Consider the following 15393-nt stretch of genomic DNA (forward strand, 5'->3'; position numbering starts at 1 on the left):
CTCAGGTCTGCGTGCCGCCGACCGTCACCTGATCCATGCGCAGGTGCGGCTGGCCGACGCCGACGGGAACCCATTGGCCGGCCTTGCCGCAATTGCCGATACCGGTGTCGAGCTTCATGTCGTTGCCGATCATCGATACGCGCTTCATGGCGTCCGGGCCATTGCCGATCAGCATGGCGCCCTTGATCGGCGCACCGATCTTGCCGTTTTCGATGAGATAGGCCTCGGTGCAGCCGAAGACGAACTTGCCTGACGTGATGTCCACCTGGCCGCCGCCGAAGGAGACGGCATAGATGCCCTTCTTGACCGAAGCGATGATTTCTTCCGGCGTCTTGTCGCCACCGAGCATATAGGTGTTCGTCATGCGCGGCATTGGCACATGTGCATAACCCTGGCGACGGCCGTTGCCGGTGGGCGCCATGCCCATCAGCCGGGCGTTCTGCCGGTCCTGCATGTATCCGACCAGTTTACCGTTTTCGATCAGCACGTTGTAGGCGGAAGGCGTGCCTTCGTCGTCGATGGTGATCGAACCGCGGCGGCTGTCGATCGTACCGTCGTCGACGACGGTCACGCCGGGGGCGGCCACCATCTGGCCGAGGAGACCCGCAAAGGCAGACGTCTTCTTGCGGTTGAAGTCGCCTTCGAGACCATGGCCCACGGCCTCGTGCAGCATGACGCCGGGCCAGCCCGAGCCGAGCACGACATCCATCGTACCGGCAGGTGCATCGATCGCTTCAAGATTGACGAGTGCCTGCCGCAGCGCTTCGTCCGCACCGTGCTGCCAGCTTCCTGTCGCGATGAAATCACCGAAACCGATGCGGCCGCCCTGGCCGTAGGAGCCGCTCTCCTGCCGGTCGCCGTCGCCGACCATGACAGAGATGTTGATGCGCGTCATCGGGCGGATATCCTGCACGCGATGGCCATCGGCGCGCAGGATATCGACTACCTGCCAGCTTGCCGCGACCGAAGCAGTGACCTGCCGCACCTTGTCGTTCTTGCCGCGCAGATAGGCGTCGATATCAGTCAGCACCTTGACCTTCTCCTCGAAGGTCGGCGAACCGATCGGGTTCTCGTCGGTATAGAGCTTGCGGTTGGTACCCTGCGGTGCTGCCGCGTAAGAGCCGGAATAACCGCGCGTGACGGCGCCGACCGCATCGGCTGCCCGCTTCAGCGCCGAAACCGAAAGGTCGCCCGCATGGGCATAGCCGACCGCTTCGCCGGCAACTGCGCGCAGGCCAAAACCCTGCTCTGTGTTGAAGCTGCCCCCCTTGAGGCGGCCATTGTCGAAGGTCAGCGATTCCGCCTGCGCGTGCTCGATGAAGAGCTCGCCGTCATCGGCGCCGGTAAGCGCCTCGGCGACATGCTTGCGCATCGTCGCTTCATCGGCATCAAAGAGCGTCAGGAGATCCGTGGTCATGGTTTTATGCTCCGCAAGAAGAGCGGTAATGCTCAATAGCCGATGTAGGTCTGATGCACTGCGCGAGCAAGCCCCGCATCAGGGCAGGGCGTCGTAGCCTTCTGCGAAACCCTTGAGGTCGACAGGGATGCCGATGCCTTCTTCCGGCGTCTGGAAGACGATGAAGGTTGCCTGCGCGCCGCTGCGGAAGGTCTTGAGCAGTTCGTCCTCGAGAACGACTTCGGCATAGCAGCCGTCGGCAAAGCAGCGCACGAAATAGGCGCGGCCGATATCCTTGCCGTCGACATTGAGGCCGAGGCCGTTCGGCAGCAGCACGCCGAGCGGCGCCAGAACGCGCAGGATCTTCGACTTGCGGTCGGCGGTCTTCAGGACGACGACGGAGAGGCCTACTTCAGGACGGTCTTCGGCAATGACGTTCTGCATCAGCGCGCACTGCTCGGCCGAGGCGCCCGCCGGCTTGTCGCAGACGACGGACCATGCGCCATGGTTGGAACGGACCGTGCCGGGAGCCGGCGGCTGAGCCTGGCTGGGCGTTACCTGCTCGACGTTCGGCGTCGCAGACGGTGCGGGCTGCTGTGTCGGGGCGGGCTTCGGAGCGGGCGCGGCAGGACGCGACTGCGCGGGCGTCGGCGTCTGCTGCGCGAAAACGGGGCTCGTCGCGGCGGTCGCGATGCCTGCGGCCAGAACAAAAGGCCGCGCGAGGGAACGGAAACCCATGAAAACCTCTGGATATCGAATCATTGCCGCTATTTGTGAAGCTGCCCACAGAAAATGAAAAGCCCCACCCCGTGAAAACCGGGGGACTGCGGCAGAAATAGGACCTCGCCGAAAGAATGTGCAGCGGGCGGATTGGCGCTCGAGCGCGTTTTTCGTATGCTGATGAAAAGCTTGGAATGTTTTGCCGTGGCTGAGGAGGCAGTCTTTGAGCAAAAATGCCGCATAGACAATTGCTTCTGCCTGTTGCGGCGGATGCCAAACTGTGGTTTGAAGCGCACAGGATGGCAAGGATTCTGCGCTCGATTTATCGCAGATCAGCGCTCGAGGGAGATTACAAGGTGATTAAGAAGGCTTATGCAGCCCTGACCGCGCTGGTCTGTCTGCTTTTTGCTTCCGGCACATATGCCGATCAGCCGATGCCGTGGCAGGCGACACTGCAGCCGGCAGCGACGCCGATCATGCGGGAGATCCACTGGTTCGAACAATATACGCTGTGGTTCATCGTTCCGATCACGCTGTTCGTTCTCGTTCTCATTCTGGTTGTCTGTTTCAAGTTCCGGGCTTCGGCAAACCCGGTTCCCTCCAAGACGAGCCACAATACGGTAATCGAAGTCATCTGGACCGTGGGGCCGGTCCTCATCCTTCTTTTCCTCGCTGTTCCTTCTTTCACCCTCCTGACGGCGCAGCTCACCCTGCCGGAAAATCCGGATGTGACGATCAAGGCGACCGCGACCCAGTGGCAGTGGAACTATGAATATGAGGGCTCTGGCGAAACACCCGTCGCCTTCGACTCCTATCTTCTGAAAGAACCGGATCGTGCCTCTGCCGGCAAGACCGACCTTGCTGTCTATCCGCGCCTTCTGGCCGTCGACAACGAACTCGTACTGCCTGTCAACAAGACCGTTCGTGTTCTTGTCACCGCTGCGCCGACCGACGTCATTCATGCTTTCGCCATGCCGTCCTTCGGCATCAAGATCGACGCCGTTCCGGGCCGCCTGAACGAAACCTGGTTCCGCGCCGAGCGCGAAGGCCTCTTCTACGGCCAGTGTTCCGAGCTTTGCGGCAAGGACCATGCGTTCATGCCGATCGCGATCCGCGTGGTCTCCGAGGACAAGTACAAGCAGTGGCTGACCACGGCCGCCAGCGACTTGCCCGGCGCCTACAAGACACTGATCGCCGCTGCCGATGGTTCTGCAAAGACCGTCGATGTCGCTGAAAACGTCGCAAAGTAAGATAGGGGATCGGGACAATGGCTGGACCTTCCGCTCACGACGATCATTCTCATGATCACCACGCTCATGACGCACACGCGCATGACGACCACCACGATCACTCGCATACGCCGAGCTTTGCAGACCGCTGGTTCTTCTCGACGAACCATAAGGACATTGGCACGCTCTATCTGATCTTCGCGATCTTCGCCGGCATCGTCGGCGGCCTTCTTTCCGTCGCCATGCGCATGGAACTGCAGGAGCCGGGCATCCAGATCTTCCACGGCCTGGCCTCCATGGTCTACGGCTTCGAAGGTGATGCCGCCATCGACGGCGCCAAGCACATGTTCAACGTCTTCACCACCGCTCACGCGCTGATCATGATCTTCTTCATGGTCATGCCGGCGATGATCGGCGGCTTTGCCAACTGGATGGTGCCGATCATGATCGGCGCGCCGGACATGGCTTTCCCGCGTCTGAACAACATCTCCTTCTGGCTGATCGTTCCGGCCTTCCTGCTGCTGTGCATCTCGATGTTCGTCGAAGGCCCGGCCGGCGCGTATGGCGCAGGTGGCGGCTGGACCATGTATCCGCCGCTTGCCGTCGGCGGTCAGCCGGGTCCGGCAGTCGACCTTGCGATCTTCGCGCTCCACATTGCCGGTGCGTCCTCGATCCTCGGTGCGATCAACTTCATCACCACGATCCTCAACATGCGCGCTCCGGGCATGACGCTGCACAAGATGCCGCTCTTTGCCTGGGCCGTGCTGATCACCGCCTTCCTGCTGCTGCTGTCGCTGCCGGTTCTGGCAGGCGCCATCACCATGCTGCTGACCGACCGTAACTTCGGCACGGCCTTCTTCGCGCCGGAAGGCGGCGGTGACCCGATCCTCTACCAGCACCTGTTCTGGTTCTTCGGTCACCCGGAAGTCTACATCCTGATCCTGCCGGGCTTCGGCATCGTCAGCCATATCGTATCGACTTTCTCCAAGAAGCCGGTTTTCGGTTATCTCGGCATGGCCTATGCCATGGTCGCCATCGGTGCTGTCGGCTTTGTCGTCTGGGCTCACCACATGTACACGGTCGGCCTGTCGCTCGATGCACAGCGCTACTTCGTCTTCGCGACGATGGTCATCGCCGTTCCGACGGGCGTGAAGATCTTCTCCTGGATCGCAACGATGTGGGGTGGCTCGATCAGCTTCCGCACGCCGATGATCTGGGCGATCGGCTTCATTTTCCTCTTCACCGTCGGTGGCGTCACGGGCGTCCAGCTTGCCAATGCCGGCCTCGACCGCTCGCTGCATGACACCTATTACGTCGTGGCTCACTTCCACTATGTTCTGTCGCTCGGCGCCGTCTTCGCCATCTTCGCTGCCTGGTACTACTGGTTCCCGAAGATGACCGGCTACATGTACAGCGAATTCCTCGGCAAGCTGCACTTCTGGGTCATGTTCATCGGCGTGAACCTGGTGTTCTTCCCGCAGCACTTCCTCGGCCTCGCCGGGATGCCGCGCCGCTACATCGACTATCCGGATGCATTCGCCGGCTGGAACTATGTTTCGTCGATCGGTTCCTACATCTCCTTCGTCGGCGTGATCATCTTCCTCGTCGGTGTCTGGGAAGCCTTCGCCAAGAAGCGCGTTGCCGGTGACAATCCATGGGGTGAGGGCGCAACGACGCTTGAGTGGCAGCTGCCTTCGCCGCCGCCGTACCACCAGTGGGAACAGCTCCCGCGCATCAAGTAAGATGCCGGTTTTCCAGACGCCGCAGGCTTCTGCGGCGTCTGTCAGTTAATTTGATCAGGACGGAATGATGACGGTAATCGACAATCACGAGGCTCTTGCTGAAGACGGCGATTTTCGCCTGTCGGAGGCCAGTGCGCGCGATTATTTCGAGCTTCTGAAGCCGCGGGTCATGTCGCTCGTGGTCTTCACCGCCTTTGCCGGCCTGGTGCTGGCGCCGGGTCACATCAATCCCGTTCTCGGCCTGATCGCCATCCTCTGCATTGCCGTCGGCGCAGGTGCGTCGGGTGCGCTCAACATGTGGTATGACGCCGATATCGACGCCGTCATGAGCCGCACCGCCAAACGCCCGATCCCGGCCGGCCGTATCCTGCCCAAGGAGGCTCTGGCCTTCGGGCTCGTGCTCTCCTGCTTCTCGGTGACGATCCTCGGTCTCGCGATCAATTGGCTGTCGGCCTTCATTCTCGCCTTCACCATCTTCTTCTACGCCGTCATCTACACAATGTGGCTGAAGCGCTCGACGCCGCAGAACATCGTCATCGGTGGCGCGGCCGGTGCTTTCCCGCCGATGATCGGCTGGGCCTGCGTGACCAATTCCGTCACGATCGAAAGCACTGTTCTTTTCCTCATCATCTTCCTCTGGACGCCGGCGCATTTCTGGGCGCTCGCGCTCTTCAAGATGAGGGATTACGAAGCGGTTGGCGTGCCGATGCTGCCGAACGTGTCGGGCGAGCGCACCACCAAGCATCAGATCGTTGCCTATGCCGTGCTGACGGCCGTCTGTGCGGTGCTGCCGACCTTCCTCGGCTTCGCCAGCGTTGGTTATGGCGTCGTCGCCGCAGCCCTCGGCGCGGTCTTCATATACTGTTCCATCGCCGTCTGGCGCATGCCTGACGGCGATCTCAAGATGATCCCTGCCAAGAAGCTGTTCGGCTTCTCGATCTTCTACCTCTTCGCCGTGTTCTCTGCGCTGATGCTCGACCGGCTGGTCGCCATGCTGGTCTCGTACGCAGGAGGCTCGTTCTGATGGATCTGGTCAAGCTGACCGAAGCGCAACGCAAGTCGCGCCGCAATCGCAACATCGCGCTCGGTGTGGTCCTCGCCGGTCTGGTGATCCTTTTCTACGCCATTACCATCGTCAAGTTTCTGGGACATGGAGGCTGATGGAATGAGCGACGCCGTCAACGCACCGAAGAAGCCGCGCAACAATGCTGCCGTCGTCTTCATGTGCCTGAGCTTCGTCGTCGGCATGGGCGCTGCGAGCTACGCTGCCGTCCCGCTCTATCGGCTCTTCTGCCAGGTAACCGGCTACAACGGCACGACACAGCGCGTGGACCAGGTTTCGAGCGTCATCCTCGACCGCACGATGCGCGTCACTTTCGATGCGAACGTCGCTCCCGGCCTGCAATGGGAATTCAAGCCGGTCGAGCGCGAGGTCAATCCGAAGATCGGCGAGACCATCCAGGTCAACTTCATCGCCGAGAACCGGTCCAACGAAACCCAGCGCGGCCAGGCGATCTTCAACGTCACGCCAGGCGAAGCGGGCGCGTATTTCAACAAGGTGCAATGTTTCTGCTTTAATGAAACGGACCTGAAGCCGGGCGAAAAGCTTGAAATGCCGGTCGTGTTCTACATCGATCCGGAAATTACCAAGGCCGCTGAATCGAAAAGCATTCACACGGTCACGCTGTCATACACGTTCTATCCCAAAGAGGGTCCGAAGCCGGTGGCTTCGAATGAGGGTAGTGCGGGACAGGCTGAAAAGAAACTTTGATTGAGGAGTGTTTCCGGCAGTGCCGGAAGCGGAGAAGGAAGACACCGGGGATCTGACATGGCCGATGCTCATCAGAAGAATCACGACTACCACATCATAGCTCCGAGCCCGTGGCCGATACTGGCCTCGCTCGGCGCATTCCTGATGGCCTTCGGCGGCGTCGGCTATATGCGCTACCTGAACGGCGGTTCGCTGCATGTTCTCGGCATCGAGTGGGCCCATCCGTGGCTCTTCTTCATCGGCCTCGCTCTCGTTTTCTACGTCATGTACGGCTGGTGGTCCGACACCGTGAAGGAAGCCCACGAGGGCGCCCATACCCGCGTCGTGTCGCTGCACCTGCGCTATGGCATGATCATGTTCATCGCTTCGGAAGTGATGTTCTTCGTTGCCTGGTTCTGGGCCTATTTCGACGCCAGCCTCTTTCCGCATGAAGCCATCCAGGCTTCGCGGCTCGCCTATACCGGCGGCGTCTGGCCGCCAAAGGGCATCGAGGTTCTCGATCCCTGGCACCTGCCGATCTACAACACCGTCATCCTGCTGCTCTCGGGCACGACGGTAACCTGGGCTCACCACGCTCTGCTGCACAACGACCGCAAGGGCCTTATCCAGGGGCTGACGCTGACGGTCCTGCTCGGCGTTCTCTTCTCCTCCGTCCAGGCCTATGAATATGCTCATGCTCCGTTCGAGTTCCGCAACTCGATCTACGGCGCGACCTTCTTCATGGCCACGGGTTTCCACGGCTTCCACGTTCTGGTCGGCACGATCTTCCTGCTGGTCTGCCTCATCAGGGCGTTGCGCGGTGATTTCACGCCGAAGCAGCACTTCGGCTTCGAGGCGGCAGCCTGGTACTGGCACTTCGTTGACGTCGTCTGGCTGTTCCTGTTCTTCTGCATCTACGTCTGGGGCGGCTGGGGCGCTCCGGTCGCGGCAGGCTGATCGAGGTCGGATAGAAATCAAAAAGGCGGGTGCCTTCGGCCCCGCCTTTTTCTTTGCCGCAACGTGGCTCTCTGATTTATCGCTGGCCGGCCAGCCTCTCAAAGGCCGAAGGCTCGGGAATACCAAGATCCAGCTGATGGCGGATCGCCTCGGCGCATTCGAGCGCAGTCAGCACGGATGTATCGACCTCCATGTCGTAGAGACCTGGGCGATGCACCTCGTCCTGCCAGCGCTGCACCGGCTCTGGCACAGGCGTCTCCTCGGTGGCACGCAGGTAGAGGGTCTCGCGCCCGTCCTGATTGACCGCGCGCCGCTGCATGATCGTTTCGATCGGACATTTGACGCCGACGAACAGTACGGAAAGGCCGTCGAGCCGCCTGGCGCAATCGCTGAGAATGCCGAGTGGCTGAGAATAGCTGTCGTGGTGGCCGAGATCGGCGACGACGTTGAGGCCCAAGCCGGCATGGATGGCGATCGATTCGTAGAGCGCCGCGTAGAGGAACGGCACGAGTTCTTCGAGGTCCGGCCGTTCGCCGCCGGGCCTCAATCCGATACCGGGCAGGTAGCGCTCCGGCGTCATGGCATTATAGCTGTCGACGCCGAGGTTGATCCACGGCCCCTCGAATTCTTCCTGGATTGCGCGCGCAATGCTGGATTTGCCGCTTCGCGGCGCACCGTTCAGGATAATGATCTGTCCGGCATGGCTGTCGTTGGTCATCAGTCTTCTTCTTCTGTTGGCGCGAATCACTGAGGCGAAAACGCGCAGGTATTTCCATTCGGGATGCGAATACTTTATGGGAGAGTTATGGCAGAGGGCGAAAAGCCGTTTGCATGGAGATGGTCATGAATGAAGACAACGCGCAATTTCCCCCGGTCGATCCGGTCAAGACCGGCATCAGGGGATGCTGCCCGCGCTGTGGCCATGGCCAGCTTTTTGACGGCGTTCTCGGTCTGAAGCCGCGTTGCGCCGCCTGCGGGCTCGATTATTCTTTCGCCGATGCAGGCGATGGCCCGGCCGTCTTCGTCATTCTCATCGTTGGTTTCATTATCATCGGCTCGGTGCTCTGGCTGCAGGTCAATTATGCGCCGCCGATCTGGGTGCATATCCTGCTCTTCGGCCCGCTGACGATCATTCTGTCTCTGCTCGCACTGCGTTGGTGCAAGGGCATACTCATCGCCATGCAATATCGTCACAATGCCCGAGAGGGACGCCTGAGTGACTGACATCCAGAGCCCGGCTCCGCGCCGCAAGCTGCCGATCTTTACCGGCATCGCCGTTCTCATCGCGCTCGCCATCCTTATCTCGCTCGGCACCTGGCAGGTGGAGCGCCTGCACTGGAAAGAAGGCCTGCTCGCCGATATTGCCGAGCGTCGTGTCGCAGCCCCGGTTCCGCTTGCCGATATCGAGTCCATGGCGTCTCAGGGCGGCGATATCGAATACCGCACGGTCACTGTCACCGGCCGCTATATCAACAACAAGGAGCGCCACTTCTTCGCTACCTGGCGCGGCCAGACTGGCTATTACATCTACACGCCGCTGCAGCTTGAGGACGGGCGCTATCTTTTCGTCAACAGAGGCTTCGTTCCCTACGAGAACAAGGAGCCGGAAATGCGCATGCAGGGCCAGCTGACCGATCAGCAGACGGTGACCGGCCTTGCGCGCGCCAAGCTTCCGGGAAAACCGTCCTCGCTGGTGCCGGACAATGACGTGGCGAAAAACATCTTCTACTGGAAGGATCTCGATGTGATGGCCTCCAGCGTCGATCTCGACAAGGCCAGCGTCATACCGTTCTTCGTCGATGCCGATTCCACGCCCAACCCTGCGGGTTTTCCGATCGGCGGCGTCACGCAGGTCGATCTGCCGAACGACCATCTGCAATATGCCTTCACCTGGTATGGGCTGGCGGTGGTTCTCGCCGTCGTCGTCGCCATCTCTTGGTTCCGCCCCCGCAAGGGTGCTGCGCAATAGTATCGCTTCAATTCCGCCCCATATTGGGTTAGAGGTCCCTGAAGCTCAAACTGGGTATGTTATGAATATTGCGGCTAAACCTCCTTTGACGATCAGGCTTTGTGGTCCGCGAGGCTTCTGCGCCGGCGTCGACCGCGCAATCCAGATCGTCGTACTGGCGTTGAAGGCCTATGGCGCACCTGTCTATGTCCGCCATGAGATCGTGCATAACCGGTATGTCGTTGAAGGGCTGGAAGCAAAAGGCGCGGTTTTCGTCGAGGAGCTTGACGAGATCCCGGCCGAACACCGTGCCCAGCCGGTCGTCTTCTCCGCCCATGGTGTGCCGAAATCCGTGCCCGAGGATGCGAATGCCCGCAACCTCTTCTATCTCGACGCCACCTGTCCGCTGGTCTCCAAGGTTCACAAGCAGGCAATGCGCCACAATCGCCTCGGCCGCCACGTCATCCTGATCGGCCACGCCGGCCACCCGGAAGTGATCGGCACCATGGGCCAGCTGCCCGAAGGGACCGTCTCGCTCATCGAAACGGTCGAGGATGTGGATGCCTACGAGCCCGGTGATCCCGATAATCTCGGCTACGTGACGCAGACGACGCTCTCGGTCGACGATACCGCCGGCGTCATCAAGCGTCTGGAAGAGCGCTTTCCCAAGCTGCACGCGCCGGCTGCCGATTCCATCTGCTATGCCACGACCAACCGCCAGGAAGTGGTCAAGGAAGCCGCTCCCGGCTGCGATCTCTTCATCATCGTCGGCGCTCCGAATTCTTCCAATTCCAAGCGGCTCGTCGAAGTGGCGCTGCGGGCGGGGGCGAAGAAGTCAATTCTCGTGCAGCGTGCTTCCGAGCTCGACTGGGATGAGATCGGTCCGATTGCCACTCTCGGCCTCTCCGCCGGCGCTTCCGCCCCGGAAGTGATCGTCAATGAGATCATCGAGGCATTCCGCACTCGCTTCGACGCCCGTGTCGAGCTTGCCGAAACGGTTCAGGAAAACGAGCACTTCCTCGTCAACCGCGAACTGCGCAGCCTTGAGCTGACGACGGCTGACATGGCATTCGTGAACGGGGAATAAGGCGAGGGGAGTTCTCCTCCGCCGCACCCATCTGACAACATCGCCTCGACAGTGAGAGACCCACCTTGGCAGTTTATACCGATATCGCCGAAGACGAGCTGAAATGGTTTCTCACTGAATATGATGCTGGCCAGCTGCTCTCCTACAAGGGCATCGCCGAGGGCGTCGAGAATTCCAACTTCCTGCTCCATACGTCGAAGGCGCCGCTCATCCTGACGCTCTATGAAAAGCGGGTGGAAAAGAACGATCTGCCTTTCTTCCTCGGCTTGATGCAGCATCTGTCGGCAGGCGGCCTGTCTTGTCCGCTGCCATTGCCGCGCAAGGATGGCGCGTTGCTCGGCACGCTGTCGGGCCGTCCGGCCGCGCTCATTTCCTTCCTTGAAGGCATGTGGCTGAGGAAGCCGGAGGCAAAACACTGCCGCGAGGTCGGCAAGGCGCTGGCGCAGATGCATGTCGCTGGTGAAGGTTTTGTACTGACACGGCCGAATGCGCTGTCGCTTGATGGCTGGCAGATGCTCTGGGACAAGTCGGAGGAGCGCGCCGACGAGGTGGAGTTTGGCCTGCAGAATGAAATCCGCAGCGATCTCAATTTCCTGCGCGCCTATTGGCCGAAGGATCTGCCGGCCGGTGTGATCCACGCCGATCTTTTCCCCGACAACGTCTTCTTCCTCGGCGATGAGTTGTCGGGCCTCATCGATTTCTATTTCGCTTGCAATGATCTGCTGGCCTATGACGTCTCCATCTGCCTCAATGCCTGGTGCTTCGAGAAGGACGGCGCCTATAACATCACCAAGGGTACGCAGATGCTGGAGGGTTATCAGAGCGTGCGCCCTCTGAGCGAGGCAGAAATCAAGGCTCTCCCGGTCCTCTCTCGCGGTTCGGCGTTGCGCTTCTTTCTGACCCGTCTCTACGATTGGCTGACGACGCCCGAAGGCGCAATGGTCACCAAGAAGGATCCGCTGGAATATCTGCGCAAGCTGCGCTTTCATCGCCAGATTTCGTCGCCTGCGGAATACGGGTTGAGCCTATGAAGCACATCGATATTTTCACCGATGGCGCATGTTCCGGCAATCCAGGCCCAGGCGGCTGGGGCGCTGTGTTGCGTTACGGCGATGTGGAGAAGGAACTCTCCGGTGGTGAGGCTGAAACCACCAACAATCGTATGGAACTCATGGCTGCCATCTCCGCGCTCAGCGCACTGAAGGAGACTTGCGAGGTCGATCTCTACACCGACAGCGCCTATGTGAAGGACGGCATTTCTAAGTGGATCTTCGGCTGGAAGAAAAACGGCTGGAAGACCTCCGACAATAAGCCGGTGAAAAATGCCGAGCTCTGGCAGGCGCTGGAGCAAGCCCGCAACAGGCACAAGGTCACGCTCCATTGGGTCAAGGGCCATGCCGGCCACCCCGAGAACGAGCGCGCCGATGAGCTCGCCCGCAAGGGTATGGAACCTTTCAAGAAGAGCAAAAAGGCAGGCTGATCAGGCCGCCTGTCGCTGCTCGTTCGCGGCAGCCTGGATCAGCTCGTGCATATATTCCAGCTTCGCTACGACCGGCTGCGACAGCACGAAGGGATAGGAATCGGCTTGTCCCATGCTGCGCTGGATGGCGTTGATCGCCAGGCTGAGCGGCACCCAGGCGCTGACGAGCTGCTCGGCGCTCTGCGCCCGGTAGGGATTGAAATCCACCTCCGCTGCGATCTCTTCATGTCCGCGCGGGTCGATCGCTATACCGAAACTGCGGGCCGTTTCCAGCGTATCGACGATGTGCAGGTAATGCGCGAAGCATTCCGCAAAATCCTCCCAGGGATGGACGGAGGCGTAGGCGCTGATAAAACTTTCCTGCCAGCCGGGTGCCGGCCCATTGGCGTAGCGCTCCTGAAGGGCTGCTGCGTAATCCTGCCTTTCGTCGCCAAAGACGGCGCGGAATGCGTCTAAGCCGTTGCGGTCACGCACCAGCTTGTCCCAGATGAAGTGCCCGGTCTCGTGACGGAAATGTCCAAGCAGGGTGCGATAGGGTTCATCCATTGCCGCGCGCGCCTGCTCGCGCGTCAGGTCATCTGCTTCGGCCGCACGGATGGCGATCAATCCTTCCTCGTGCCCGGTCATCGCCGGCACGATATTGCCGTCGTTCTGGACGGCGTCTTCGAGGAAGTCGAAAACGAGGCCGCCTTGCGGATCTTCCTGCCGGTCGGGATGCGGCAGCTTCCAACGCAACAACGAGTAGAAGAGGTGGCGTTGTGCCTGGCTGATGCGCCGCCAGCGATCGATACCTTCCTGCGTGTCGGTATTCGGCACAAGTCGGTTATGTCGGCAGGCAATGCAGAAATCATTGCCGTCATCGACCAGCCAGTTGCAGATGTCGAGACCCGCATTGGCGCAAAACCGCACGAGCCGGTTCGGATCGGAGACGAGCTGCCAGTTCACCTCGTCGCGTGATTCCAGCGCATGCATGGAAAGATCGCTGGCGAAAAAGCCCAGGCGATGGTTGCAGCGCACGCACAGCCTGTTGTCGAAATGAATGACCTGATCGCAATTGTCGCAGGTAAACAACCTCATGGCAGCCCCCTACAGGTAGGATATGACGGAAAATGCCCGCCGCACATGGGTGCGACAGGCATTGAATTGGGCATGAAACCGAAGGTCAGAGACGGTCGACAGCGCCCTTAAGCTTGTCCTTCACCTTGCCGCTTGCGACCTGGGCCTTGCCCTTGGCTTCCTGCATGCCGCCCTTGGCCTGCATTTCACGGTCGCCGGTGGCCTTGCCGGCTGTCTTCTTTGCCTTTCCGGCCATCTCGTTGACCTTGCCGGAAATCTTATCGCCAGTGCTACCCATTTCGATGTCTCCTCTCGGATAGTCGCGGACGGGGTGCCCGCGCTTGCCGATTGGAAACGCCAATGGAAGAATTTCGTTCCGGAATGGTGCAGTCTCAGGCGTGGCCGGCTTCGGCCGAAAGCATGGCCGGTGTAATACCCATGCTGGCAAGCGCCCGCTCATACTTGTCATCGAGGCAGCGATCGAAGATCAGCTCCTCATTGGCCGCGCAATTGAGCCAGCCGTTCGCGGCCACTTCGTTTTCGAGCTGGCCCGCACCCCAGGAGGAGTAGCCAAGCAGCATGGTGGCCCGCTTCGGGCCGCCACCCTTGGAGATGGCGCGCACGATATCGAGCGTCGCCGTCAGGCAGATATCGTCGCTGACGGGAATGGAGGAGTCGCTGATATAATCGTCGGAATGCAGCACGAAACCGCGACCGCTCTCGACCGGCCCGCCGGTCTGGATCGGAAATTCCCGGGCATCTTTCGGCAGCACGATGGAATCTTCCTGCTTGATCATATCGAGATGCAGCAGCACATCGGTGAAGGTGAGGCTCTGCGGGCGATTGATGACGAAGCCCATGGCGCCCGCATCCGAGTGGGCGCATATATAAATCACCGTGCGTGCGAAGTTTCGATCTTCCATGCCGGGCATGGCGATCAGGAACTGACCATCGAAAAATCCGCGTTCCCGTCTGTTCTTCAGCGTTGAAAGGGACATGGTTCCTCCTGCCGCCAGACTGCACTAAGGCTCCGACAAGAGAAACATGGGGCAATGTCACAAATCAATCAACTGAAAATGAAGATTTAAATGGGCGGGACTTCTAGCGGCAATTGGCGAGTTTCGGTAAACCCTTGTTCCATGAGAGTTATTTCATTACTTGTGCGGCCCTTGTTAATTGCAGTCGTTTCGGCTTCATCCATGCTTGGATTGTTGCGTGCGGCGCATGCGGAAATGAGCAACTGGGCGGAGAATGAGGGCGGCCGGATGCGTCTCGTGGCTCTGCCGCCGGACGCTGATGGCCATATAACGGCCGGCCTCCAGATCGAGCCGAAGCCTGGCTGGATTACCTATTGGCGCGAGCCGGGCAATAACGGTATCCCCCCGCAGATCACCATCGTACCGCAAAGCGGCGTAACGCTTGACGCAATTTCCTATCCCGTCCCGAAATATATCTCCCGCGGCAAGGTCGAGGACATCGGCTATGATGCACCGGTAACCCTGCCACTATCGCTGACGGCTTCGAAGGCAGGGCCGGTCGCAATAGACGCCACTGCGTTCATCGGCATCTGCAAGGATATTTGCATTCCTTTCCAAGCGCAGCTTTTACTGAAATTCGAAGCTGTTGCCCAATCGCGCCCGCAGGAGGAGATGATCCTTCGCGACGCTGCCGCCCGTCTTCCCGAAGCCCCGACTGCCGATTTTAAGGTCGTGGCACACGCCGTATCGAGCGACCTCAAACAGCTCTCGTTGAAGATCACACTGCCGGAGGCGGGAGGCGGTACTCCCGATATCGTCGCGACCGGTCCCAGCGGCTATGCCTTTACGAAGCAGACGAATATCGGCCGCAGCGGCAAGGCCTACTCCACCGATATTACGATCGGGAAGCTGCCGAAGAATTACGACATAAGGGGCAAGGAGTGGGGTGTGCTCGTCATTGACGGCACGCGCGCCATGGAAACCACGCTTGCCTTTGATTGACCGCATCTTATAGTCCCTGCCCATCCCCTGCGGCCTTGCCGCGGCCAGC

The 15393-nt window shown here is 60.2% G+C and carries 18 protein-coding genes; 12 read left to right on the top strand and 6 right to left on the bottom strand.

Annotated features, from left to right (window positions below; translation table 11 throughout):
- Position 1 precedes the first annotated feature (1 nt).
- Both tldD and FHX06_RS22090 read right to left on the bottom strand, forming a co-directional pair.
- A complete protein-coding gene (gene tldD / locus FHX06_RS22085; protein WP_113116282.1) occupies positions 2-1417 on the bottom strand; it encodes a metalloprotease TldD in 1416 nt (471 codons plus the stop codon).
- A 78-nt stretch (positions 1418-1495) separates the two neighbouring features.
- The gene (locus FHX06_RS22090; protein WP_183880868.1) at positions 1496-2158 is read right to left on the bottom strand and encodes an invasion associated locus B family protein; all 663 of its coding nucleotides are present in this window, start codon (positions 2156-2158) and stop codon (positions 1496-1498) included.
- A gap of 314 nt (positions 2159-2472) precedes the next feature.
- Here FHX06_RS22090 and coxB point away from each other — a divergent pair, with 314 nt between their 5' ends.
- The 6 genes from coxB to FHX06_RS22120 all read left to right on the top strand — a co-directional run bounded on the left by coxB (position 2473) and on the right by FHX06_RS22120 (position 7794).
- A complete protein-coding gene (coxB, locus tag FHX06_RS22095; RefSeq protein WP_183848181.1) occupies positions 2473-3366 on the top strand; it encodes a cytochrome c oxidase subunit II in 894 nt (297 codons plus the stop codon).
- A gap of 17 nt (positions 3367-3383) precedes the next feature.
- Positions 3384-5087: a cytochrome c oxidase subunit I gene (ctaD, locus tag FHX06_RS22100; RefSeq protein WP_112542955.1), complete on the top strand. Its 1704-nt coding sequence runs from the start codon at positions 3384-3386 to the stop codon at positions 5085-5087.
- Positions 5088-5154: 67 nt separating this feature from the next.
- On the top strand, positions 5155-6111 hold the full coding sequence (locus FHX06_RS22105) for a heme o synthase (protein WP_183881074.1): 957 nt from the start codon (positions 5155-5157) through the stop codon (positions 6109-6111).
- Positions 6111-6248, top strand: a complete 138-nt coding sequence (locus tag FHX06_RS22110) for a hypothetical protein (protein WP_183848187.1) — start codon at positions 6111-6113, stop codon at positions 6246-6248. The genes FHX06_RS22105 and FHX06_RS22110 overlap by 1 nt, the downstream gene beginning before the upstream one ends.
- A gap of 4 nt (positions 6249-6252) precedes the next feature.
- The gene (locus FHX06_RS22115) at positions 6253-6858 is read left to right on the top strand and encodes a cytochrome c oxidase assembly protein (RefSeq protein WP_112542956.1); all 606 of its coding nucleotides are present in this window, start codon (positions 6253-6255) and stop codon (positions 6856-6858) included.
- 57 nt (positions 6859-6915) lie between these two features.
- Entirely contained in the window at positions 6916-7794 is an 879-nt protein-coding gene (locus tag FHX06_RS22120) for a cytochrome c oxidase subunit 3 (protein ID WP_112542957.1), read from the top strand.
- A gap of 76 nt (positions 7795-7870) precedes the next feature.
- On the opposite strand, the gene FHX06_RS22125 is transcribed toward FHX06_RS22120, so the two are convergent.
- Positions 7871-8512, bottom strand: a complete 642-nt coding sequence (locus tag FHX06_RS22125; protein ID WP_183880870.1) for a chloramphenicol phosphotransferase CPT family protein — start codon at positions 8510-8512, stop codon at positions 7871-7873.
- Between the two features lie 125 nt (positions 8513-8637).
- On the opposite strand from FHX06_RS22125, the gene FHX06_RS22130 reads away from it, so the two are divergent.
- The 5 genes from FHX06_RS22130 to rnhA all read left to right on the top strand — a co-directional run bounded on the left by FHX06_RS22130 (position 8638) and on the right by rnhA (position 12309).
- On the top strand, positions 8638-9018 hold the full coding sequence (locus FHX06_RS22130; protein ID WP_112543126.1) for a DUF983 domain-containing protein: 381 nt from the start codon (positions 8638-8640) through the stop codon (positions 9016-9018).
- On the top strand, positions 9011-9763 hold the full coding sequence (locus tag FHX06_RS22135; RefSeq protein WP_183880872.1) for an SURF1 family protein: 753 nt from the start codon (positions 9011-9013) through the stop codon (positions 9761-9763). The genes FHX06_RS22130 and FHX06_RS22135 overlap by 8 nt, the downstream gene beginning before the upstream one ends.
- A gap of 61 nt (positions 9764-9824) precedes the next feature.
- Positions 9825-10829 carry a 4-hydroxy-3-methylbut-2-enyl diphosphate reductase gene (gene ispH, locus FHX06_RS22140; RefSeq protein ID WP_113015009.1) on the top strand — a complete coding sequence of 335 codons (1005 nt, stop codon included), beginning with the start codon at positions 9825-9827 and terminating at the stop codon, positions 10827-10829.
- A 65-nt stretch (positions 10830-10894) separates the two neighbouring features.
- Positions 10895-11860, top strand: coding sequence for a homoserine kinase (locus tag FHX06_RS22145; RefSeq protein WP_113116277.1), 966 nt, complete (start codon positions 10895-10897; stop codon positions 11858-11860).
- The gene (rnhA, locus tag FHX06_RS22150; protein ID WP_183880874.1) at positions 11857-12309 is read left to right on the top strand and encodes a ribonuclease HI; all 453 of its coding nucleotides are present in this window, start codon (positions 11857-11859) and stop codon (positions 12307-12309) included. The genes FHX06_RS22145 and rnhA overlap by 4 nt, the downstream gene beginning before the upstream one ends.
- On the opposite strand, the gene FHX06_RS22155 is transcribed toward rnhA, so the two are convergent.
- The 3 genes from FHX06_RS22155 to FHX06_RS22165 all read right to left on the bottom strand — a co-directional run bounded on the left by FHX06_RS22155 (position 12310) and on the right by FHX06_RS22165 (position 14363).
- Positions 12310-13386, bottom strand: a complete 1077-nt coding sequence (locus tag FHX06_RS22155; protein ID WP_112971060.1) for a putative zinc-binding metallopeptidase — start codon at positions 13384-13386, stop codon at positions 12310-12312.
- Between the two features lie 85 nt (positions 13387-13471).
- Positions 13472-13663: a CsbD family protein gene (locus FHX06_RS22160; protein ID WP_112542964.1), complete on the bottom strand. Its 192-nt coding sequence runs from the start codon at positions 13661-13663 to the stop codon at positions 13472-13474.
- A 94-nt stretch (positions 13664-13757) separates the two neighbouring features.
- A complete protein-coding gene (locus FHX06_RS22165; RefSeq protein ID WP_112542965.1) occupies positions 13758-14363 on the bottom strand; it encodes a YqgE/AlgH family protein in 606 nt (201 codons plus the stop codon).
- A 141-nt stretch (positions 14364-14504) separates the two neighbouring features.
- Here FHX06_RS22165 and FHX06_RS22170 point away from each other — a divergent pair, with 141 nt between their 5' ends.
- Entirely contained in the window at positions 14505-15344 is an 840-nt protein-coding gene (locus FHX06_RS22170) for a protein-disulfide reductase DsbD domain-containing protein (protein ID WP_183880876.1), read from the top strand.
- The last annotated feature ends 49 nt before the right edge of the window (positions 15345-15393 follow it).

The sequence above is a fragment of the Rhizobium sp. BK512 genome (assembly GCF_014194915.1).
In the GTDB taxonomy this organism is placed as follows: domain Bacteria; phylum Pseudomonadota; class Alphaproteobacteria; order Rhizobiales; family Rhizobiaceae; genus Rhizobium.

Excerpts from the sequence above, each read along its gene's own strand:
- tldD (WP_113116282.1), bottom strand. The coding sequence starts at position 1,417 with ATGACCACGGATCTCCTGACGCTCTTTGATGCCGATGAAGCGACGATG.
- FHX06_RS22090 (WP_183880868.1), bottom strand. The coding sequence starts at position 2,158 with ATGATTCGATATCCAGAGGTTTTCATGGGTTTCCGTTCCCTCGCGCGG.
- ctaD (WP_112542955.1), top strand. The coding sequence starts at position 3,384 with ATGGCTGGACCTTCCGCTCACGACGATCATTCTCATGATCACCACGCT.
- FHX06_RS22105 (WP_183881074.1), top strand. The coding sequence starts at position 5,155 with ATGACGGTAATCGACAATCACGAGGCTCTTGCTGAAGACGGCGATTTT.
- FHX06_RS22110 (WP_183848187.1), top strand. The coding sequence starts at position 6,111 with ATGGATCTGGTCAAGCTGACCGAAGCGCAACGCAAGTCGCGCCGCAAT.
- FHX06_RS22115 (WP_112542956.1), top strand. The coding sequence starts at position 6,253 with ATGAGCGACGCCGTCAACGCACCGAAGAAGCCGCGCAACAATGCTGCC.
- FHX06_RS22120 (WP_112542957.1), top strand. The coding sequence starts at position 6,916 with ATGGCCGATGCTCATCAGAAGAATCACGACTACCACATCATAGCTCCG.
- FHX06_RS22125 (WP_183880870.1), bottom strand. The coding sequence starts at position 8,512 with ATGACCAACGACAGCCATGCCGGACAGATCATTATCCTGAACGGTGCG.
- FHX06_RS22130 (WP_112543126.1), top strand. The coding sequence starts at position 8,638 with ATGAATGAAGACAACGCGCAATTTCCCCCGGTCGATCCGGTCAAGACC.
- ispH (WP_113015009.1), top strand. The coding sequence starts at position 9,825 with ATGAATATTGCGGCTAAACCTCCTTTGACGATCAGGCTTTGTGGTCCG.
- rnhA (WP_183880874.1), top strand. The coding sequence starts at position 11,857 with ATGAAGCACATCGATATTTTCACCGATGGCGCATGTTCCGGCAATCCA.
- FHX06_RS22155 (WP_112971060.1), bottom strand. The coding sequence starts at position 13,386 with ATGAGGTTGTTTACCTGCGACAATTGCGATCAGGTCATTCATTTCGAC.
- FHX06_RS22160 (WP_112542964.1), bottom strand. The coding sequence starts at position 13,663 with ATGGGTAGCACTGGCGATAAGATTTCCGGCAAGGTCAACGAGATGGCC.
- FHX06_RS22165 (WP_112542965.1), bottom strand. The coding sequence starts at position 14,363 with ATGTCCCTTTCAACGCTGAAGAACAGACGGGAACGCGGATTTTTCGAT.
- FHX06_RS22170 (WP_183880876.1), top strand. The coding sequence starts at position 14,505 with ATGAGAGTTATTTCATTACTTGTGCGGCCCTTGTTAATTGCAGTCGTT.